This window comes from Microbacterium sp., from assembly GCF_035687345.1.
Lineage (GTDB): Bacteria > Actinomycetota > Actinomycetes > Actinomycetales > Microbacteriaceae > Microbacterium.
Genome location: NZ_DASRXZ010000089.1, coordinates 14,859 through 33,814, shown reverse-complemented (window position 1 = coordinate 33,814; position 18,956 = coordinate 14,859). Strand labels below are relative to the sequence as shown.

Annotated in this window: 21 protein-coding genes; 13 read left to right on the top strand and 8 right to left on the bottom strand. The window is 70.6% G+C overall.

The window, feature by feature from the left end; genetic code table 11:
* The first annotated feature begins 14 nt into the window (after positions 1–14).
* Positions 15–134, top strand: a complete 120-nt coding sequence (locus tag VFF97_RS10110) for an SDR family oxidoreductase (protein ID WP_325033374.1) — start codon at positions 15–17, stop codon at positions 132–134.
* An 11-nt stretch (positions 135–145) separates the two neighbouring features.
* On the top strand, positions 146–1,063 hold the full coding sequence (locus VFF97_RS10105; RefSeq protein ID WP_325033368.1) for a sugar phosphate isomerase/epimerase family protein: 918 nt from the start codon (positions 146–148) through the stop codon (positions 1,061–1,063).
* A 28-nt stretch (positions 1,064–1,091) separates the two neighbouring features.
* Here the strand turns inward: VFF97_RS10105 and VFF97_RS10100 are convergent, their stop codons facing one another.
* Complete coding sequence (locus tag VFF97_RS10100) at positions 1,092–1,286, bottom strand: hypothetical protein (protein WP_325033367.1); 195 nt, start codon at positions 1,284–1,286, stop codon at positions 1,092–1,094.
* 211 nt (positions 1,287–1,497) lie between these two features.
* On the opposite strand from VFF97_RS10100, the gene VFF97_RS10095 reads away from it, so the two are divergent.
* The 6 genes from VFF97_RS10095 (at position 1,498) to VFF97_RS10070 (ending at position 7,046) form a co-directional block, all read left to right on the top strand.
* Positions 1,498–2,445, top strand: coding sequence for a MarR family winged helix-turn-helix transcriptional regulator (locus VFF97_RS10095; RefSeq protein ID WP_325033366.1), 948 nt, complete (start codon positions 1,498–1,500; stop codon positions 2,443–2,445).
* Positions 2,446–2,626: 181 nt separating this feature from the next.
* The gene (locus VFF97_RS10090; RefSeq protein ID WP_325033365.1) at positions 2,627–3,613 is read left to right on the top strand and encodes an ABC transporter substrate-binding protein; all 987 of its coding nucleotides are present in this window, start codon (positions 2,627–2,629) and stop codon (positions 3,611–3,613) included.
* 86 nt (positions 3,614–3,699) lie between these two features.
* Positions 3,700–4,557, top strand: coding sequence for an ABC transporter permease (locus VFF97_RS10085; RefSeq protein WP_325033364.1), 858 nt, complete (start codon positions 3,700–3,702; stop codon positions 4,555–4,557).
* A complete protein-coding gene (locus tag VFF97_RS10080; protein WP_325033363.1) occupies positions 4,554–5,378 on the top strand; it encodes an ABC transporter permease in 825 nt (274 codons plus the stop codon). The genes VFF97_RS10085 and VFF97_RS10080 overlap by 4 nt, the downstream gene beginning before the upstream one ends.
* Positions 5,371–6,198: an ABC transporter ATP-binding protein gene (locus VFF97_RS10075; protein WP_325033362.1), complete on the top strand. Its 828-nt coding sequence runs from the start codon at positions 5,371–5,373 to the stop codon at positions 6,196–6,198. Before VFF97_RS10080 ends, VFF97_RS10075 begins: the two co-directional genes overlap by 8 nt.
* On the top strand, positions 6,195–7,046 hold the full coding sequence (locus VFF97_RS10070) for a PaaX family transcriptional regulator C-terminal domain-containing protein (RefSeq protein WP_325033361.1): 852 nt from the start codon (positions 6,195–6,197) through the stop codon (positions 7,044–7,046). The genes VFF97_RS10075 and VFF97_RS10070 overlap by 4 nt, the downstream gene beginning before the upstream one ends.
* A gap of 21 nt (positions 7,047–7,067) precedes the next feature.
* Here the strand turns inward: VFF97_RS10070 and menE are convergent, their stop codons facing one another.
* The 4 genes from menE to VFF97_RS10050 form a co-directional block, all read right to left on the bottom strand.
* Positions 7,068–8,591 carry an o-succinylbenzoate--CoA ligase gene (gene menE / locus VFF97_RS10065; protein WP_325033360.1) on the bottom strand — a complete coding sequence of 508 codons (1,524 nt, stop codon included), beginning with the start codon at positions 8,589–8,591 and terminating at the stop codon, positions 7,068–7,070.
* Positions 8,592–8,652: 61 nt separating this feature from the next.
* Positions 8,653–9,105 carry a MaoC family dehydratase gene (locus tag VFF97_RS10060; RefSeq protein WP_325033359.1) on the bottom strand — a complete coding sequence of 151 codons (453 nt, stop codon included), beginning with the start codon at positions 9,103–9,105 and terminating at the stop codon, positions 8,653–8,655.
* Positions 9,106–9,141: 36 nt separating this feature from the next.
* Entirely contained in the window at positions 9,142–10,029 is an 888-nt protein-coding gene (locus VFF97_RS10055; RefSeq protein WP_325033358.1) for an amidohydrolase family protein, read from the bottom strand.
* 14 nt (positions 10,030–10,043) lie between these two features.
* A complete protein-coding gene (locus VFF97_RS10050) occupies positions 10,044–10,961 on the bottom strand; it encodes an SDR family NAD(P)-dependent oxidoreductase (RefSeq protein ID WP_325033357.1) in 918 nt (305 codons plus the stop codon).
* Positions 10,962–11,051: 90 nt separating this feature from the next.
* Between VFF97_RS10050 and VFF97_RS10045 the strand changes: the two genes are divergently transcribed.
* Positions 11,052–11,549: a MarR family transcriptional regulator gene (locus VFF97_RS10045; RefSeq protein WP_325033356.1), complete on the top strand. Its 498-nt coding sequence runs from the start codon at positions 11,052–11,054 to the stop codon at positions 11,547–11,549.
* 191 nt (positions 11,550–11,740) lie between these two features.
* Here VFF97_RS10045 and VFF97_RS10040 read toward each other — a convergent pair whose 3' ends face one another.
* Complete coding sequence (locus VFF97_RS10040; protein ID WP_325033355.1) at positions 11,741–12,949, bottom strand: MFS transporter; 1,209 nt, start codon at positions 12,947–12,949, stop codon at positions 11,741–11,743.
* A gap of 149 nt (positions 12,950–13,098) precedes the next feature.
* Between VFF97_RS10040 and VFF97_RS10035 the strand changes: the two genes are divergently transcribed.
* Positions 13,099–14,340: a CynX/NimT family MFS transporter gene (locus VFF97_RS10035; protein WP_325033354.1), complete on the top strand. Its 1,242-nt coding sequence runs from the start codon at positions 13,099–13,101 to the stop codon at positions 14,338–14,340.
* Between the two features lie 19 nt (positions 14,341–14,359).
* Here the strand turns inward: VFF97_RS10035 and VFF97_RS10030 are convergent, their stop codons facing one another.
* Together VFF97_RS10030 and VFF97_RS10025 are read right to left on the bottom strand one after the other, a co-directional pair.
* Positions 14,360–15,547 (bottom strand): 4-hydroxybenzoate 3-monooxygenase, encoded by a 1,188-nt coding sequence (locus VFF97_RS10030; protein ID WP_325033353.1) that lies wholly within the window; start codon positions 15,545–15,547, stop codon positions 14,360–14,362.
* Positions 15,548–15,651: 104 nt separating this feature from the next.
* Positions 15,652–16,401 (bottom strand): IclR family transcriptional regulator, encoded by a 750-nt coding sequence (locus tag VFF97_RS10025; protein WP_325033352.1) that lies wholly within the window; start codon positions 16,399–16,401, stop codon positions 15,652–15,654.
* Positions 16,402–16,621: 220 nt separating this feature from the next.
* Here VFF97_RS10025 and VFF97_RS10020 point away from each other — a divergent pair, with 220 nt between their 5' ends.
* The 3 genes from VFF97_RS10020 (at position 16,622) to pcaG (ending at position 18,895) form a co-directional block, all read left to right on the top strand.
* Positions 16,622–17,347 carry an IclR family transcriptional regulator gene (locus VFF97_RS10020; protein WP_325033351.1) on the top strand — a complete coding sequence of 242 codons (726 nt, stop codon included), beginning with the start codon at positions 16,622–16,624 and terminating at the stop codon, positions 17,345–17,347.
* Positions 17,348–17,444: 97 nt separating this feature from the next.
* Positions 17,445–18,311: a protocatechuate 3,4-dioxygenase subunit beta gene (gene pcaH / locus VFF97_RS10015; RefSeq protein ID WP_325033350.1), complete on the top strand. Its 867-nt coding sequence runs from the start codon at positions 17,445–17,447 to the stop codon at positions 18,309–18,311.
* Between the two features lie 2 nt (positions 18,312–18,313).
* Complete coding sequence (gene pcaG, locus VFF97_RS10010) at positions 18,314–18,895, top strand: protocatechuate 3,4-dioxygenase subunit alpha (protein ID WP_325033349.1); 582 nt, start codon at positions 18,314–18,316, stop codon at positions 18,893–18,895.
* Positions 18,896–18,956 lie beyond the last annotated feature (61 nt).

Below are 18,956 nucleotides of genomic sequence, written 5' to 3'. Positions count from 1 at the left end.
CCGAGCCCGAGGAGATCGCGAACGTCGTCGCGTTCCTCGCGTCGGACGAGGCCAACGTCATCAACGGCACGGTGGTCAGCGTCGACGACGGCTACTCGGTGTTCAAGCAGCGCCTCGACCTGCCGGTGTTCTGATCGGAGGAGCCGTGAACCTCGATCTCGAGCTTCAACTCGACATCGCCTTCCACGTGTCCGCGGTCGTCGCGGACCCGACGCCCGAGGCGCTCGCCGCGGTGCTTCCGCGGCTGCGCGAGGCGGGGTACCGGCGGGCGGTCCTGCCGCCGCTGGATCCGGCCTCGACGGATGCCGCGGCCCTGCGCCGCGCGTTCGAGGAGGCCGACATCGCGCCGATCGCGATGACGGGACAGGCTCCGGGTGCAGATGTGTCTTCGGCCGATGAAGCGGAGCGCCGCGAGGGTGCCGCGGCGCTCCGCGGGGCCGTGGCGTTCGCGGCCGCACTCGGCGCGGATCAGCTGAACGGCGTGCCGTACGGGCTGTTCGGCCCGCCGGGCGCTCCGACGCCGCGCGCCGCTCTGGAGCGGGCCGCGCGCGAGGTCGGCGCGGTCGCCGACGAGGCATCCGATCGCGGCATCACGATGACGTTCGAGGTGCTCAACCGCTACGAGACGTCCGCGATCAACACCGCCGCGCAGGCGCTCGAGTTCGTCGAGCTGAGCGGGTCGCGCAGCCTCGGGATCCACCTCGACACGTACCACATGGCGATCGAGGAGGCCGACATGGCGGCAGCCATCCGCGACGCGCTGCCCCGACTCGCGTACCTCGAGCTGGGGCAGTCCGGGCGCGGGTTCCTCAGCACAGGCGTCGTCGACATCCCGAAGGTCGTGCAGCAGACGCTCGACGAGGGCTACACCGGCCGGTGGGGGGTCGAGGCGTTCTCGCGGCCGCTCGTCGGCGACGGCGCGGGCGACATGCTCGCGATCTGGCGCGCGCCGTACGACGACGGTCTCGAGCTCGCGGCCGATGCGGTGCGGGTCATCCGAAGGGGATGGGCCGAGAGCGCGGCAGGGCGCCGCGCGCAGCGACTGGCACGCAGCGGCGCCTGAATCCGGAGCGCGTGGGCGCCGGCGCCGCTCAGCGGGGGCGACGCCGGCGGCTCACGCCGCTCTGGTTCTGGATCGCGCTCGCCGTGATCGGCGTCGCAAGGGCGGCCGACACGAGAAGAATCCCGGCCACGAAGACGAGTCCCTGGAACGCCTCCAGGTTGAAGGACAGCCCGAACAGGTACATCCCGCCGAGGAACAGGACCGCATACAAGGCAAACAGCACAGCGCCACCTCCTGGTTGCCTGCCACCCTACGCGGAACGCGCGGTTTTCTCCTCCTCACTCCCGCCCCGGGGGACTGTGCACCGACTCGCACCGCCAGACGTGTCAGTATTCCTGCAAGCAATTGCAGGCAGCGATCCGGCCTGACTGGGCAGGGCGGATCCGTCCGCGTCGCCGCAGTCGGGCGACCGCGATGGAGGGGGTGGGCGTCCTGTGTCCCTGACGGACGAGGAACGCGAGCAGGGTGAGGCGCAGTCGCGGATGCTGCGACTCCACACCTCGCCCGGACACCTCATCCGGCGCTCGCACCAGATGCACACCGCCCTGTGGACGGAGGAGTTCGACGGCGAGGTCACCGGTCCCCAGTACGCGCTGCTCAGCGTGCTCACGGCCGGCTCGATGGATCAGCGCTCCGCCGGGCAGAGCGCCTCGCTCGACAAGTCGACCGCCGCGGACGTCGTCGCGCGGCTCGAGCGCCACGGCTGGCTCGCGCGCCAGCGGGACACGCGCGATCGGCGGCGCTACCTGCTGTCGCTCACGACGCCCGCGCGCTCCGCGCTGCGCCACATCACACCGCGCGTGGCGGAGGTGCAACGTCGGTTCCTCGAACCCCTCTCGCCCGACGGCTCCGCGTGGTTCGCGGCGGCGCTGGCCCGCGTCGCGTACAGGGGAGAGCCGCCCGCCCTTCCGGAGGATGCGGATGCCTCGTTCGCGCTGCCGCCGGCGAAGGCGCCGGGCCATCTGCTGAGGCGGAGCGAACAGCTGCAGGGCGTGTACTGGACGGAGCACGTCGGCTCGCTGCTGACGTCGCCCCAGTACGCGCTGCTGACGGCGGTCGCGTGGAACGACGACATCGACCAGAGCACGGCCGGCGAACTCGCCTCGCTCGACAAATCGAGCACGACGGACGTCATCGCGCGTCTCGTGCGTCGCGGACTGGTCACCGCGCGACCCGACCCGCACGATCGCAGGCGCAAGCTCATCGACCTCACCGCGGAGGCGCGGGAGGTGGTCGAGCGCGTCGCGGTCGCGGCGGAGCTCGTGCAGCGTGACCTGCTCGCTCCGCTGGCGGCGGATGAGGTGACGCGCTTCGTCTCGCTGCTCGAGGTGGTCGCCTACCGGCGTCCGCTGCTTCGGGCGGAGCATCCGTTACTCAATTGAGAAGCATCCGTTATTCAACTGATCTGTGACGAGCGTCAAGAAAACCTTGACAATCCATCCGCGCGCGACCCATGATGTGAGCACCGACACAGCGACGTGCGACTTTGACAGGCGATGGGTGCCCGAACCTGCGGCGTCGCCCCGGTCGGTCCTGCCCACACTGCTCACGAGAGGCTTGTCAATGAAGAAAGCTCTTGCCGCCATCGCGATCGGCGCGGCGGCCGTCCTCGCACTCAGCGGATGCACCGACTCCGCCGCACCTTCCGCCACCTCCACCGCGACCGACGACCCGGGCAGCGGCGAGCTCACGACCGTCCGCGTCGCGGCGCTTCCGATCGCCGAGACCGGTGCCCTGTGGGCCGCGATGGACGAGGGGATCTTCGAGGCCCACGGCCTCGAGATCGAGGTCGTCCCCGCCCAGGGCGGCGCGAACGCCATCCCGGCGCTGCTCAGCGGCGACATCCAGTTCGCGATCGGCCAGCCCTTCGGCCCGATCCGCGCCGACCTGCAGGACCTCGGCGTCGTGATCGTCGGCAACTACGCCAACAGCCTCGCCGAGGGCACCGACGTGAACGCCGTCGTCGCACTGGGCGACTCGGGCATCACGCGCCCCGCCGATCTCGCGGGCAAGAAGGTCTCGGTCAACACGCTCGGCGCGGCCGGCGACCTGACGATCCGCAAGGCCGTGCAGGACGACGGCGGCGACCCCTCGACGATCGAGTTCGTCGAGGTCGCGTTCCCCGACGTCCCCGCGCAGCTCGAGGCGGGCACGATGGACGCCGCGTGGGCGCCCGACCCGTTCCGCGCCATGATCGTGGGCGGCGGCGGTGTCTCGGTCGTCGCGCCGTACCAGGCGACCATCCCGGGCCTCACCGTGCTCACGAACATCACGACGCAGGAGCTCCTCGACTCCGACCCCGAGCTCGTCGCCGCGTACGCGGCCGCGATGTCGGAGGCGCTCGAGTGGGCTGCGAACAACGAGGCCGCGGTCCGCACCGCGATCGCCACGAACCTCGAGATCCCCGAGGAGGCTGCGGCGGGCATCACGCTGCCGGAGTTCACGTGGGACCTCGCCGGTGCCGGCATCGAGGAGCTGGGCGCGCTCGCGGTCGAGTTCGAGTACATCGAGGGCGAGCCCGACTACAGCCGCCTGATCCAGCAGCAGTAGGAATGGCCTGAGGAGGGGCGGATGCCTCGGCCGAGGCATCCGCCCCTCCCTCCGTTCCCGCCCCCCGCACCACCGATCGGATCACCGTGACCGCCACCGCCGACGCCCCCGTCATCGCCACGCCGGCGACCTCCCGCGGCTCGAGCCACTTCCGCCGTCAGCGCCGCCTGCGCACGCTGCGGAAAGTCGTGCTCGGACTCGCCGGCATCGCCGGGTTCCTCGTGACGTGGCAGCTGCTCCCGACCCTGGGAGTCGTCAACCCCGCGTACTTCCCGACCGCGACCGACACGATCGCGCAGCTGTTCGCGCTCTCCCGTGATCTCGAGTTCTGGCGCAACGTCGGTCGCACGCTCACGTCGTGGGCGCTGGGCCTGCTCATCGCGACGGTGCTCGCGGTCGTGCTCGGCACGATCATCGGGCTCGTGCCGTTCCTGCGGCGGGCGACGCACACGACGGTGGAGTTCCTGCGCCCGATCCCGTCGGTCGCGCTCATCCCGCTCGCGATCCTCATGTTCGGCTACCAGCTGCAGGCGGCGCTGCTGATCATCGTGTTCGCGAGCTTCTGGCAGGTGTTCATCCAGGTGCTCTACGGCGTGGCCGACGTCGACGCCGTCGCGCGCGACACGGCGCGCAGCTACGGGCTCACCCGCGGCGCGCAGATCAGAAGCGTCGTGTTCCCGACTGCCCTGCCGTACCTCATGACGGGCCTCCGGCTCGCGGCGACGGTCGCGCTGATCCTCGCGATCACCGCCGAGATGTTCATGTCGGTGCCGGGGCTCGGCCGCGCGATCATGATCGCCCGCGAGTCCGGCCAGTGGACCACCGTCTACGCGCTGGTGATCGTCACCGGCGTGCTCGGCCTGCTCGTGAACATCGGGTTCCGCGCGATCGAGCGCCGCTCGCTCGCGTGGCACCAGTCGGTGCGAGGGGAGGAGGTCCTGTGACCCTCTACACGAGCACCGTCGTCACGCCCCGCAAGCCGTCGCGCGTGTGGGCGAAGATCGGCGAGAACACCGCCTACGCGCTCGGGCTGCCCATCCTCCTGCTCGTCATCTGGGGCATCTGGTCGTCGATCTCGCCGGCACCGTTCTTCCCCAGTCCGCTCGTCATCGCCGAGGCGTTCGTCGAGACGTGGATCGGGCCGGCGTTCGTCAACGACGTGCTGCCGAGCCTGGGGCGCCTCGCGATCAGCATCGTCCTCGCGGTCGTGCTCGGCATCGCGGCCGGCACGGTCATCGGCCTCGTGCGGTGGCTGCGAGAGCTGCTCGAGCCGATCTTCGAGTTCTTCCGGGCGGTGCCGCCCCCCGTGCTCATCCCGATCGTGGCGGTGCTCGTCGGGGCGAACGACACCATGAAGGTCGTCGTCATGGTCACGGGTGCCATCTGGCCCGTCCTGCTCAACACCATCGAGGGTGTCCGCTCGACGGACTCCGTCATGACCGAGACCGCGCAGTCGTTCGCGATCACGCGCTCCGAGCGCCTCCGCTTCCTCGTGCTGCCGGCGGCGAGCCCGCGCATCATGACCGGCGTGCGCCAGTGCCTGTCGATCGCGCTGATCCTCATGGTGATCTCGGAGATGTTCTTCTCGTCGTCGGGCCTGGGCTATCAGATCGTGTTCTTCCAGCGGAACTATCTGATCGCCCAGATGTGGAGCGGCATCGTGCTGCTCGGTCTGATCGGCGTGCTGCTCGCGGTGATCTTCGGATTCGTCGAGCGACGTGTCCTTCGCTGGTACCACGGAGTCAAGGAGGTGGAGCGTGCCTGAATCGCGTTCCGCGGCGCAGCCGCTTCTCACTGTCGAGCACCTGCGCAAGGTCTACGAGTCCTCGACGGGCAGCGTCGAGGCGATCGGCGACATCAGCTTCCAGATGAACGCGGGCGAGCTCGTGGTCATCGTCGGCCCTTCCGGATGCGGCAAGACGACGCTCCTCAAGTGCATCGCCGGCCTCCTGCGGCCGACGTCGGGTGTCGTCGAGCTCGAGGGCAAGCGCGTCACGGGGCCGCCGCCGAACATGGCCCTCGTCTTCCAGGAGTACGGCCGCAGTCTGTACCCGTGGCTCACCGTGCGGGGCAATGTCGACCTGCCGCTCAAGCACAAGAAGCTCTCCCGCGCCGAGCGCGACCGGCTCATCGACGACGCGCTCGTCGCGGTGGGCCTCGACCACGCGGCGAAGAGCTATCCGTGGCAGCTCTCCGGCGGCATGCAGCAGCGCGTCGCGATCGCGCGCGCCGTCGCGTACGAGCCCGAGGTGCTCATCATGGACGAGCCGTTCGCGGCCGTCGACGCGCAGACGCGCGCCGACCTCGAGGACCTCGTGCGCACGCTCCACCGGGAGCGGGGTATGTCGATCCTCTTCGTGACGCACGACATCGATGAGTCGGTCTACCTCGGCGAGCGCGTCGTGGTGCTCTCCAAGTCCCCGACGTGGGTGCAGGAGGACCTCTCGATCGACCTGCCCGCCGAGCGCGACCAGCTCGTGACGCGGGCTCTGCCGCGGTTCACCGAGCTGCGCACGCACGTGTACGAGCAGATCCAGCGGGCCAAGCGCGGCGAGGCCGTCCGGCCGGGGGCCACTGCGGCGTGACCCAGACGGCGGCGACGGCGGTCCTCGGCGAAACGGTCGCCGAGAACTCCGTCCTGACGCGAAAGCCGCGCCAGCTGCTGCTGGCGTTCTTCGGCGAGTACGTGTGCGACCGCTACTTCGAGCCGCTCCGTGCGAGCGTGCTGCTCTCGGTGCTCGAGGGTGCGGGGGTTGCGGCATCCGCCGTGCGCACCAACCTCGACCGCATGGTCGCGAGCGGTCTGCTCGAACGCCACCGCCTCGGGCGGGAGATCGGGTTCCAGCTCACCGCCCACGGCAGCGAGGTGCTGCGCGAAGCGGCTCGCCGCGTGAACGGGCCGTCGCCGTTCGACCCGCAGGGTGACGGATGGACGCTCGTGACGTTCACCGTCCCCGAAGACGTGCGGACGCTGCGCCACCGCCTGCGGGCGGCGCTCACGTGGTCGGGCTTCTCGGTGCTGCGCGACGGACTGTGGATCGCACCCGGTGCGGTCGACCTCGCGAGCGCGCTCGACGCGATCATCCCCGAGCTTCCGCCCGGGTCGGTCAACGCGTTCGCCGCGTCCGAGCTCGACGGGTTCCCGATGGACGAGACGGTGCGGACGGTGTGGGACATTCCGCGCATCCGCGGCGCCCACGACGAGTTCCTCGCCCATTGGGGGCGTGAGGACGCGGGATCCGATCTTCCTCCGCTCACCGCGCGCACGGTACTCGTCGCCGATTGGCTCGCGCTGCTGCGAGCGGATCCGAGGCTTCCGCGTCAGTACATGGACGACGACTGGCCGGCCGACCGCTCCGCCGAGCTGTTCACGCGGCGGCACCGCGAGTTCGCGTTCCCGGCCGTCCGCGACTTCGCGAGCCTCGTCGCCTGAAATCGCGCACGACCGGTCGGCTCAGCGCGCGAATCGCGCCCGCAGGTCGGCCTTGCGCACCTTGCCCGATGCGGTGCGCGGCAGCTCGTCGACGACGACGACGTTGCGGGGGATCTTGTAGCGCGCGAGCTTGCCGTCGAGGAACTCGCGGACCTGCTCGGTCGTCACGGTCACCCCGTCACGCACGGTCACGATCGCCCAGGGCACCTCGCCCCAGCGCTCGTCGGGCACGCCGATCACGGCGACGCCCGAGACGCCCTCGACGTCGCTGATGAGATTCTCCACCTCGGCGGGGTAGATGTTCTCGCCGCCGGAGATGATCATGTCCTTCAGTCGGTCGGCGATATAGAGGTATCCGTCGGGGTCGAGGTAGCCGAGGTCGCCCGAGCGGAACCACCCGTCGGACGTGAAGGCCTCGGCCGTGGCATCCGGCAGCCCGTGATAGCCCGCGAAGACGTTCGGACCCGAGATCTCGATCTCGCCCACCGTGCCGCGCGGCACCATCGCACCGTGCTCGTCGGCGATGCGCACGTCGGTGAAGAAGTGCGGCAGGCCGACACTGCCCTGCTTCTTGCGGGTCATGTCGGGTGACAGCGCGGTCGCACCGGGCGAGGTCTCGGTCATGCCGTAGCCCTGCGAGAACGACATGCCGCGCTGCTCGTACGCGTTGAGGATGCGCGTCGGCACCGCCGACCCTCCGCACGTGAGCTTCTTGAGGCTGCTGAGGTCGGTCGTCGCCCAGTTCGGGTGGTCGGCCATCATCTGGTAGGTGGTCGGCACGCCGCTGAGCATCGTGACGCCGTGGCGCTCGATGAGCTCGAGCGCGCGGCCGGGTTCGAAGCCCCGCTCGAGCACGATCGTGGCGCCCTTCAGGATCACGGGCAGCGCGCCCATGCCGAGCGAGGCCACGTGGAACAGGGGCGAGATCATGAGCGCGACGTCGGTCGAGACGACGTCGTAGTCGACGACGCAGTTGAGCGACACCCACGTGAGGTTCGCGTGGGTGAGGATCGCGCCCTTCGCTCGGCCCGTGGTGCCCGACGTGTAGACGATCGCGGCGGGGTCGTCGAGGGAGACCGCGGCGTCGGCGTGGCCGGCGGTCGTCGTGCGCACGATGCTCGCGAGCCCCGGACGTTCGGGCGTCCCCTCGCCCGTCTCGATCACATGCGGGACGTCGTGCTGGGCGAGCGCCTGCTCGATGCGCGGTGCGAGCTCGGCGTCGTGGATGAGCACGCGCGAGCCCGAGTCGCCGAGCACGTGCGCGATCTCGGGCGGGGCGAGGCGCGTGTTGACCGGCACGAACACCGCACCGAGCTGCACCGCGCCGAACAGCACCTGGAGGAACTCGGGGGAGTTCTCGCCCAGGTAGGCGACGCGGTCGCCCTTGCGGATGCCGCGGTGCCACAGCAGCGCCGACACGCGGTCCGCGGCGTCGGCGAGCTGCCGATAGGTCATGGTCGACCCGTCGCCGTAGATGAGCGCGGTCTTGTCGGGCGACTTCAGTCGGCGCTTGGCCATCCACGAGCCCAGTCCGTGGTTGTGCATCGTCTCCTCTCCTTCGAGGGGTGGTGCGTGCGGGTGCGGGGGTTGTGCGCGAGCGCGGGTGTCAGGCGTAGAAGCGGTACAGGCCGCGCGCCACAACGCCCGGCTTGGAGCCGCCCTCGATCTCGATCGTCTGATCGACCGCGAACTGGTAGCCGCCGGGAACCTCGGTGACCTCGGCGATCACGGCGTTCATGCGCACGCGGTCGCCGACCTTGACGGGCGACACGAAGCGCACCTTGTCGAGGCCGTAGTTGACCTTCGTGGTCACGCCCTCGAGGTCGAACAGCTCCGACCAGAACTTCACGGTGAGCGACAGCGACAGGAAGCCGTGGGCGATCGGTCCGCCGAACGGACCCTCCTTGGCGCGCTCCGGGTCGACGTGGATCCACTGGTGGTCATCGGTCGCGTCGGCGAACGTGTTCACGCGGTCCTGCGTGACCTCGAGCCACTCCGACCACCCGAGGTCGGTTCCGGCGAGGCTCGGCGCGTCGGCGTAGGCGGCGGTGGTGGTCATGATCTCTCCTTCTTCAGGGGTGGCGGATGCCGCGGCTCACGCGGCGAGACCGAGCAGTCGAGCCGCGTTGTCCTTGAGGATGCCGGGGACGACCTCCGGCTTGAAGAGCTCGGCGGCGTCGGCATCGCGCCGCCAGCGGTCGGGCGTCAGCAGCGGGAAGTCCGAGCCGAACAGCACGCGCTTCTTCAGGTACGAGTTCGCGGCCCGCACGAGCGACTCGGGGAAGTACTTGGGGCTCCACCCCGACAGGTCGATCCAGGTGTTGTGCTTGTGCGTCGCGACCGAGATCGCCTCGTCCTGCCACGGCACCGACGGATGCGCCATCACGATCTGGAGCCCGGGGAAGTCTGCGGCGACGCCGTCGAGCAGCATCGGATTCGACAGTCCGAGGCGAAGTCCGCGGCCGCCCGGCAGCCCCGCGCCGATGCCGGTCTGCCCGGTGTGGAACAGCGCGATGACCCCGGCGTCCTGCAACGCCTCGTAGAGCGGATGGAACGCGGACTCGCTCGGATCGAAGCCCTGCACGGTCGGGTGGAACTTGAAGCCGCGGACGCCGTGGTCCTCCACGAGCCGCCGCACGCGGTCGACGGCATCCGTCCGGCGCGGGTCGACCGAGCCGAACGGGATGAGCACGTCGTTGTTGCGCGCCGCGCCCTCGGCGATCTCCTCGCTGCTCAACGGCGGCTGGCCGAGCTGCGTTTCGGCGTCGACGGTGAACACGACGGCCGCCGTGCGGCGCTCGCGGTAGTACTCCGCGATGCTGTCGAGGTCGGGGCGGGGCCCGTCGGTCGAGAAGTACTTCGACGCGGCCTCGACGAGGTCTGCGGGCAGCGACGCATGCCCGTGCGCGTCGACCTCGATGTGCACGTGGACGTCGATCGCGTCGATCGCATCGAGGTCGATCGCGGGCTCGTAGCGGGTCATGGCGGCGCGGGGCGTCAGCGCTGCAGCTCTTCGGGCAGCGGCGGGTGCTTCTCGCCGACGCTCTGAAGCTTCTCGCCGATGAGCGCGGGGAACTGGGCTTCGAGGTCGGTGTACGACCAGCCGCCCTCGTGGTACGCCGTGACGACGGGTTCGGGGTGCGACCACAGCTGGAGGCGGTCACCGCCGATGCCGATGGCTTGGCCCGTGACGGATGCCGCGGCATCCGACCCCAGGTAGGCGATGAGCCCGGCCACATCGTCGGCCGTGCCGAACCCGAGGTCGTGCCGGAAGAACGCGGGCATCGGCTCGCCCTTCGCGTCGGCCTCGACGGCGGCGGCGAAGTAGGGGACGGTCGCGGTCATCGCGGTCGCGGCGACGGGGATGACGGCGTTCGCGGTGATGCCGGCCTTCTTGAGCTCGAGCGCCCACGTGCGGACCATGCCGACGATGCCGGCCTTCGCGGCCGCGTAGTTCGTCTGGCCGAAGTTGCCGCGTTGCCCGGTGGGGGAGCCGATGCAGATGATGCGGCCCGGGATCTCGTTGGCGCGCATGTAGGTCGCGGCCTCGCGCACGCACGTGAACGTGCCGCGCAGGTGCACGTCGATGACGGTGTCGAAGTCGTCGTCGCTCATCTTCCACAGCACGGTGTCGCGGAGGACGCCCGCGTTGGTGACGAGGATGTCGAGGCGACCGAACGTGTCGACCGCGGTCTGCACGAGCTTCTTCGCCGTCTCGGTCGATCCGACCGGCGCGACGACGGCGACGGCACGCCCGCCATCGGCCTCGATCGCGGCGACGGCTTCTGCGGCGATCGACTCGTCGACGTCGTTCACGACGACCGCCGCGCCCTGCCGCGCGAGCTCACGGGCGTAGGCGAGGCCGAGGCCTCGGCCCGAACCCGTCACGATTGCGACTTTGCCTTCGAGTGACATGCATGCTCCTTCGCGTCCGCTCACATGAAATCCCGAATCGTTGAAAATGTCAATGTTTGAGTTCGTCCAAAGGGCGGCTAGCATGCCTCCATGCGGAACACGTCCCCGTCTTCACCTGCCGCGCGCCAGGCGGAGGGCATCGATCGTCTGTGGGGCACGTCCGTCGGCGAGGACACCGCGTTCCTGCTCGCCCGCGCGAACGCCATCACACTCGCGGCTGCGAACGCCGCCGTCGGTGCGTTCGGCCTCAAGGTGCGCTCGTATTCCGTGCTCGCCCTCGCGGTGAGCGGTGAGCGTCCGAACCAGCGCGAGCTCTCGGAGTTCCTGCGCCTCGACCCGAGCCAGATCGTCGCGCTCATCGACGAGCTCGAGAAGCGCGGACTCGTGCGGCGCGAGCCCGATGCGGGCGACCGCCGCGTGAACGTCGTCGTCGCGACCGACGAGGGCCGCGAGGTCTACGCGGGTGCGCGCGAGGCGACGGAGCGCGCCGAGGCGGAGTGCTTCAGCGCGCTCGACGACGAGGACCGCGATCGACTCAAGACGATCCTGCGGACGTTGGCCGCCGCTCCCGGCGCGTCGGCCGGCTGAGCGCCGCGCCCGCCCGGGCAGGCGCCGTGTGCCGGCGCCCCTGTCTGCGCTCGCGCTGTCGTTTGCGGCATCCGCGCCCTCTCCGCGTGCCCGCGGATGCGGGTTTCGACAGCGCGAACCAGGAATCAGGGGGTTGGGCGCAGGGAGCACGACGTGCGGGGGCGGCGACGGGACGGCGGCGCGCGAGCGGGTCAGCGCTTCTCGAGCACGAACCGCTCGCGACCCGCGAAGATGCCGACGACCGACAGCGTCGCGATGACGGCGAGCAGCAGCGCGAGCGGGGCGGTCCAGCCGCCCGTCAGGCTGTGGAGGCCGCCGAACACGACCGGGCCGAACGCCGCGACGAAATAGCCCACCGACTGCGACATGCCCGAGAGGGCGGATGACGCATCGTGGTCGCGCGCCCGCTGCGCGACGAGCGTCATCGCCATCGCGAGCGATGCGCCGCCGAACAGGCCCAGGGTCGCGCCCCAGAAGGGCACGCCGGCCGGCGCGAGCATGAGCCCGAGACCTCCGATCAGGCCGATGATCGGGATGAGCGCCGGCACCGCGCGCTTGATGCGGCCGCGGTAGACGAACGGGAGAAGGAGCGACCCGGCGATCGAGAAGAGCTGGTAGACCATGACGTCGATGCCGGCGACGACCTCGGAGCGTCCGGTCGACATCGAGATCGCGGCGAGCCACGTGACGAGCATGTAGAAGGTCGCCGACTGCAGGCCCATGAACGCGGCGACGAGCCACGCGACGCGGTCGGTCCAGATGCCCGTGCGACCGTGGTGCTCGGGCGACCGCGTGTAGCGGTGGTGCTCGCCGCGGTGCGCCCACCACCACGCGACGATCGCGAAGGGCAGCAGCGCACCGCCGGAGATGAGGAGGGCGAAGCGCCATCCGGCGGGATCGCCGTCGATCGGGATGAGCGAGATCGGCACCGCGACGCCCGACGCGATCGCGCCGAACCCGCCGAGCAGGGCCGTGTACACGGACGTCATCGCGGCCACGTGCCCGGGGAATTCGCGCTTGACGACGGCCGGCATGAGCACGTTGACGATCGCGAGCGCCATGCCGATGAGCGCCGTCCCGAGCCACAGGCTCACGATCGGCCCCGGGATCGAGCGCACGAGCGTGCCGACGAGCAGCACGACGAGCGACCACGAGAGCGTGCGCGGCTGCCCGTATCGGCGGCTGAGCGTGTGAGCGACCGGCGAGAAGAGCGCCCACGCCACGAGGGGGACGGCCGCGAGAGCGCCGAGGGCTGCGACCGACATGCCGGTGTCGGCGCCGATCTGGTCGATGAGCGGACCGAGTGCCGTGATCGTCGGGCGCATGTTCGCCGCGACGAGGCACACCGCCGCGATGAGCAGCACGATGCTGGTGCGGCGCTCGGCGGCGGTGTCGGTCACGAGCGGCGACCCTAGTCGACGCATCCGCCATCGCCAAGACGCGGTCTCGCCCAGCGGCTGAAGCGCACCGTCGGGCCGCGGCGGGCGGCGGTCACCCAACGGGACGCGCGTGCGCGATCCCGGCGCACGGGTTGTACCGTGGCCCGGTGATGTCCGACCGATCCGGCGGCTGGCGCAGCCGCGGCAGCACCCCGTACTTCGTGCTGCTCGTCGCGGTCATCGCGCTCACCGCGGCGGTGCTGCGCGCGCCGTTCCTCGCGGTCGCGCCGGTCGCACGCGAGATCGGCATGGATCTCGGCGTGTCCGCCGCGGTCGTGGGCCTGCTCACGAGCATCCCGGTGCTGTGCTTCGCCGTCTTCGCGCCCGCCGCGGTCGCTCTCGTGCGGCGGGGCGGTGCGGACTTCGCGCTCACCGTCATGCTCATCGGCACGATCGCCGGATGCCTCCTGCGGGTGTCCGGCGGGATCGCGCTCGCCCTCATCGGCACCGCGCTCATGGGCGTGTTCCTCACCGTCGGGAACATCGTGATCCCGGTGATCATCAGCCGCGAGTTCACCGCGCGGCGCGCGCACACGATGACCGGCATCTACACGTCGGCGCTCAACGTCGGCACGATGACCGTGACCCTCGCGACCGCGCCGCTGGCCGACGTGATCGGCTGGCGGTGGGCGCTCGCGTCATGGGCGTGCTTCGCCGTCGCCGCGCTCGCGTGCTGGATCCCCCTGCGGGGGCTGCGCGGGGCGTTCGCGCCTCGGCCGGCCGCATCCGCCATCTCGGGCGCCGCTCGCGGGTCGGCGTGGCGACACCGCCCGACGCTCCTGCTCGCGGTGGCCTTCGCCGGCCAGGCGTTCGCGTTCTACGGCGTGACCGCGTGGCTGCCGTCGCTGCTCGCCGACGAGGGCTTCTCGGGGGCCGCGGCGGGGGCGATCGCATCGATCTTCCAGGTTGCGGGCATCGCCGGGAGCCTCCTCATCCCGGTGCTCACGATGCGCGCGTCGCTCGCCGCCGGGTTCCTCGCTGCGGGCATCGGGTGGCTCGTCGTGCCGCTCGGTTTCCTGTTCGCACCCGCCGGATGGCTCGTGTGGACGTCCATCGGCGGTGTCGCGCAGGGCGCCGGCATCACGGTCGTCTTCATCGCGTTCGGAGTGCTCGGCCCTGACGTGCACACGACGGCCGGGCGCTCCGGGCTCGTGCAGGCCGTCGGCTACGGCGTCTCCGCCGCCGGCCCCCTCGCGCTCGGCGGACTGCACGAGTCCACCGGCTCGTGGACCGTGCCCCTCGTGATCGTGCTCGTCGCGGTCGTCGTGCTGCTCGTGTGCGGCACGCTGTCGGCACGGATGCTGCAGACCGAGATCGCCGCGCGGTCGGGCGCCGCCGCACCCGAGCGCTGAGCGCCGTGAACGCGATGCGCTACGCGCGCCCCTCGAGCGGCCAGCCTGTGTACGCCTCCGCGAGGTAGCGGCGGCCGGATTCCGACTCGACGACGGTCTGCAGCTCGCCGAGCTGGCGCAGGCGGTCGAAGTCCGAAGCATCCGGTGTCACGTGCAGCATGCTCGTCATCCACCACGAGAAGTGCTGTGCCTTCCAGATGCGGTGCAGGGCCGTGTCGTGGTACTCGTCGATGAGCCGCTCGTCATTCTCGAGCAGCAGGGCGCGCAGCGCGCGCTCGAGCACGAGCACGTCGGCGACCGCGAGGTTCATGCCCTTCGCGCCCGTCGGCGGAACGGTGTGCGCGGCGTCGCCGACGAGAGCCGCGCGGCCGGTGCGCAGCGAGTAGGCGACGAAGCTCCGGAACCGCAGCACGTCGCGCTGGAAGATCGGCCCCTCGTTGAGCGTCGTGCCCGGCACACGCGACTGCAGCTCGTGCCACAGCTGCTCCTCGCTGAACGACTCGGGGTCGACCTCGGGGTCGCACTGGAAGTACATGCGCTGCACCGTGGCGCTGCGCTGGCTGATGAGCGCGAACCCGTTGGGGGAGTTCGAGTAGATGAGCTCCGTCGCGCTGGGCGGGGCCTCGCACAGGATGCCGAACCACGCGAAAGGGTACTCGCGGAAGTACCCGCCCGTCTGCGACCCGGTCACGGCCGCGCGGACGACGCTGTGCGAGCCGTCGGCGCCCACGACGAAGTCGGCGTCGATCTCGAGCGCCTGCCCGTCGCCGTTGGTCGCGAAGACGCGGGGGCGATCGGATGCCGCACCCTCGACGCGCTGCGCCGTGACCCCGAACCGCAGGTCCTGTCCTGCCGCGAGCCGCGCGGCGATGAGGTCCTTGAGCGCCTCGTGCTGCGGGTACAGCCACACGCCGCGCCCGACGAGCGACGCGAAGTCGATGCGGTGGCCCTCGCCCGCGAACCGCAGCTCGATGCCGTCGTGCCGGTGACCGACCGTGCGTGCACGGCTGAATTCGCCGAGCTCGTCGAGCACCTCGACTGTTCCCTGTTCGAGGATGCCGGCGCGGATCGTCTGCTCGATCTGCTCGCGCGTGCGGCTGTCGATGACGATCGAGTCGATGCCGGCGGCGCCGAGCAGGTGCGAGAGCAGAAGTCCGGCGGGGCCGGCACCGACGATGGCGACGCGGGTGCGTACGGTCTCGGTCACGGGGTCTCCTTCGACGGGTGAGCGAATGGCGTCCACCAGTGTGGTCCGGGTCCTCACGGTTCGGGATGGGTTGCCCATTCAATGGGAATGGAGGTGGCCGACCATCAGTACTCCGACAAGTCCGACCGGATGCCGCGGCTCGCCTGCAGCAGCTCGGCGATGGCCTGCTCGGCGGGAGCGTCCCGCGGCAGCACGACCGACAGCGCGGCGATGACCTCACCCGTGCGGTCGCGGACGGGCACCGCCACCCCGGTCGACACCGCCTCGATCGAGCCCCGCGCCACGACGTACCCGTCGCGGCGGACGTGCGCGAGCAGGCGCCGGAGGGCCGCGGCATCCGTCACCGTCTCCTTCGCCACCTGCGGGAGGGGAGCCGCCAGCACCCGCTCGCGCACGTCGTCCGGCGCGTGGGCGAGCAGCACGAGCCCCGACGACGACGCGTGCAGCGGCAGCCGCCCCGCGATGCGCGTGATGTTCGCGCCCGCGCCCGGGTGCGACAGGCGCTCGAGGAAGAGCGCGGAGTCCTGCTCCAGCACGGCGAGCTGCGTGTGCTCGCGGATGCGGGCCTGCACGCGTTCCATGTGCGGCAGTGCGACCTGACGCAGGCGCAGTGCGCGCGATCCGCGCAGCGCGAGTTCCCACAGGCGCATGCCGAGGCTCACGCGGTGCTCTTCGTCACGCTCGAGCAGGCCGGCTTCGACGAGGCCGTCGACGAGCCGGTGCGCGGTCGACGAGGGAAGGCCGGCACGGCGGCCGATCTCGGATGCGCTCTGCACCGTGCGATCGATCGTGAACGTCTCGAGCACGCGCACGATGCGGTCGATGGAGGAGTCGCCCGACGGCGAATTGGCCATGCGCCCAGAATCGCACGACCGCGCGGGCACCGCCGGTTCGGTGCGGATTTCCGGTCCTGGGGCGCAGAAAATGCGCCCCAGGACACGGATTCCACCCCAAACGGAGCGAAGAGACCGGAGCGCCGCGGGCGGAATAGGCCGCATACGTCCGAAACGGAAGGTAGCCTGATATACCGGGGAGGCAATCTTGGAACCGGGCGAAGGTGTGCTCACACGCGCGATGCGCGTCCTTCAGTGCTTCACCGACGACGAGCCGGCGCTCTCGGCGACGCGCATCGCCGAGCTCACGGGGCTTCCGTCGTCGACGTTGCACCGGCTGCTGTCGCAGCTGACGTCGTTCGGGCTGCTCACACGCACGCCCGGCCACCGCTACACGATCGGCGCGAAACTGTGGGAGCTGGGCGAACTGTCGCCCCTCGCACTGCGACTGCGCGAGACGGCGCTGCCGCACATGTCGCGCCTGTACGAGGCGACGCGCGAGAACGTCCACCTCGCGGTGCTCGACGCGCCGACGCCGGAGACCGCGACCGCGCTCTTCGTCGGCCGGCTCACCGGCCAGGGCGCGATCCCGACCCTGAGCCGCATGGGCGGGCGGCATCCGCTGCACACCACCGGCGTCGGCAAGGCGCTGCTCTCGACGCGCGACGAGGCATGGCTGCAGCGCTACTTCTCGGTGCCGCTCGAGCGCGAGACGACGCTCTCGATCACGTCGGAAGAGGAGCTCCGCGCCGACCTCGCGCGCACGCGGGCACGCGGCTACGCGACCACCCGCGAGGAGATGACGCTCGGCAACGTGTCGGTCGCCGCGCCGCTGGCGCGCGTCGAGGGGCTGCCCCCGATCGCGATCGGCATCGTCGTGCACATCGAGGTCGCCGACGAGCGTCGGCTCAGCGGGCTCGTCATGCAGGCGGCGAAAGACCTGCGCGCGGCACTGCGTGACGCGTGATTCCCATGCACTGAGAATCCACAGCGGCATGTGAGGCTGCGGCTGTCACTCTTTTCGTGTTGCGCCTCCGATGCGAGGCGCGTCGAAGGAGACAGTCATGACCAGCGCCGAATCCGACCCGACGGGCGAAGAGGCCTTCTCGTCGTCGGTCATCGTCGAGCAGACCGCGGTCGCGCCCGAGCAGCTGCTCGCGTCGGCCGACATGCCCCCGCAGTCGCAGATCAACCAGGAGATCGCGGATCTCCACGCCGAGTATGGGCGCCGTGAGGCGGCCGGTGAGAAGCTGCGCGCGACGATGTACGACTTCCCGCCGTACCGTTCGAGCATCCTGCGCCACCCGACCAAGAACCCGAAGCTCGTCGACCCCGAGACGATCGAGCTGTGGTCGCCCGCGTACGGACAGCGCGACGTGGCGGCGATCGAGGCCGACCTCACGCTCCAGCACCGGGGTGAGCCGCAGGGTGAGCGCATCACCGTGCAGGGCCGCCTGCTCGACTCGTGGGGTCGCCCGATCCCGAACCAGCTCATCGAGATCTGGCAGGCGAACGCCGCGGGCCGCTACATCCACCAGCGGGATCAGCACCCCGCGCCCCTCGACCCGAACTTCACTGGTGCAGGCCGCACGATCACGGACGACAACGGCGAGTGGAAGTTCACGACCATCAAGCCGGGCCCGTACCCGTGGAAGAACCACATCAACGCGTGGCGCCCCGCGCACATCCACTTCTCGATCTTCGGAAGCGGCTTCACGCAGCGCCTCGTGACGCAGATGTACTTCCCGGGCGACCCGCTGTTCGCGCTCGACCCGATCTACAACACCATCCGCAGCCAGAAGGACCGCGACCGGCTCATCGGCCAGTACGACCACGACCTGACGGTCCCCGAGTTCTCGATGGGCTACCGCTGGGACATCGTCGTGGACGGCCCGGATTCCACGTGGTTCGAGCCCGAGGGAGAGCACTGACCATGGCACGCACGCTTCGCTCCGACCTGCAGGGCAAGGAGCAGCTCGAGATCACGCCCGGCCAGACGGTCGGCCCGTTCTTCGCGTTCGGCACCGTGTACCCCAAGATGCACGAGGTCGTCTTCCCGCACTCGCCCGGCGCGATCGTGCTCAGCGGCATCGTGTACGACGGCGCCGGTGCGCCGATCCCGGACGCGCTCGTCGAGATCTGGAGCGCCGACCCCGACGGGAACATCCCGCGCGGGCGCGGCTCGCGCCGGCGCGACGACCACACGTTCACGGGATTCGGCCGCTCGGCGACGACCGACGAGGGCCGCTTCGAGTTCTGGACCGTCAACCCGGGCTCGGTGGACGGCGAGGCGCCGTTCTACGCGGTCGCGGTCTTCGCACGGGGCCTTCCCGACAAGCTGATGACCCGTATCTACCTGCCCGACGACCAGGAGAAGCTCGACGCCGATCCGTTCCTGTCCTCGCTGACGCCCGAGGAGCGCGCTACGCTCATCGCAACTCGCCTGCCGAACGGGTATCTGCGACACGACATCCGCCTGCAGGGCGAGAACGAGACGGTGTTCCTCGAATTCTGAGGCGGGGTGTTGCCCTGACATGACGGTCGTTGAGCGAGGAAGCGCAGCGAGCGAGACGAAC

Coding starts and splice junctions, on each gene's coding strand:
- VFF97_RS10035 (WP_325033354.1), top strand. CDS start 13,099: ATGTCCGACCGATCCGGCGGCTGGCGCAGCCGCGGCAGCACCCCGTAC.
- pcaG (WP_325033349.1), top strand. CDS start 18,314: ATGGCACGCACGCTTCGCTCCGACCTGCAGGGCAAGGAGCAGCTCGAG.
- VFF97_RS10090 (WP_325033365.1), top strand. CDS start 2,627: ATGAAGAAAGCTCTTGCCGCCATCGCGATCGGCGCGGCGGCCGTCCTC.
- VFF97_RS10045 (WP_325033356.1), top strand. CDS start 11,052: ATGCGGAACACGTCCCCGTCTTCACCTGCCGCGCGCCAGGCGGAGGGC.
- VFF97_RS10050 (WP_325033357.1), bottom strand. CDS start 10,961: ATGTCACTCGAAGGCAAAGTCGCAATCGTGACGGGTTCGGGCCGAGGC.
- VFF97_RS10055 (WP_325033358.1), bottom strand. CDS start 10,029: ATGACCCGCTACGAGCCCGCGATCGACCTCGATGCGATCGACGCGATC.
- VFF97_RS10060 (WP_325033359.1), bottom strand. CDS start 9,105: ATGACCACCACCGCCGCCTACGCCGACGCGCCGAGCCTCGCCGGAACC.
- menE (WP_325033360.1), bottom strand. CDS start 8,591: ATGCACAACCACGGACTGGGCTCGTGGATGGCCAAGCGCCGACTGAAG.
- pcaH (WP_325033350.1), top strand. CDS start 17,445: ATGACCAGCGCCGAATCCGACCCGACGGGCGAAGAGGCCTTCTCGTCG.
- VFF97_RS10020 (WP_325033351.1), top strand. CDS start 16,622: ATGCGCGTCCTTCAGTGCTTCACCGACGACGAGCCGGCGCTCTCGGCG.
- VFF97_RS10025 (WP_325033352.1), bottom strand. CDS start 16,401: ATGGCCAATTCGCCGTCGGGCGACTCCTCCATCGACCGCATCGTGCGC.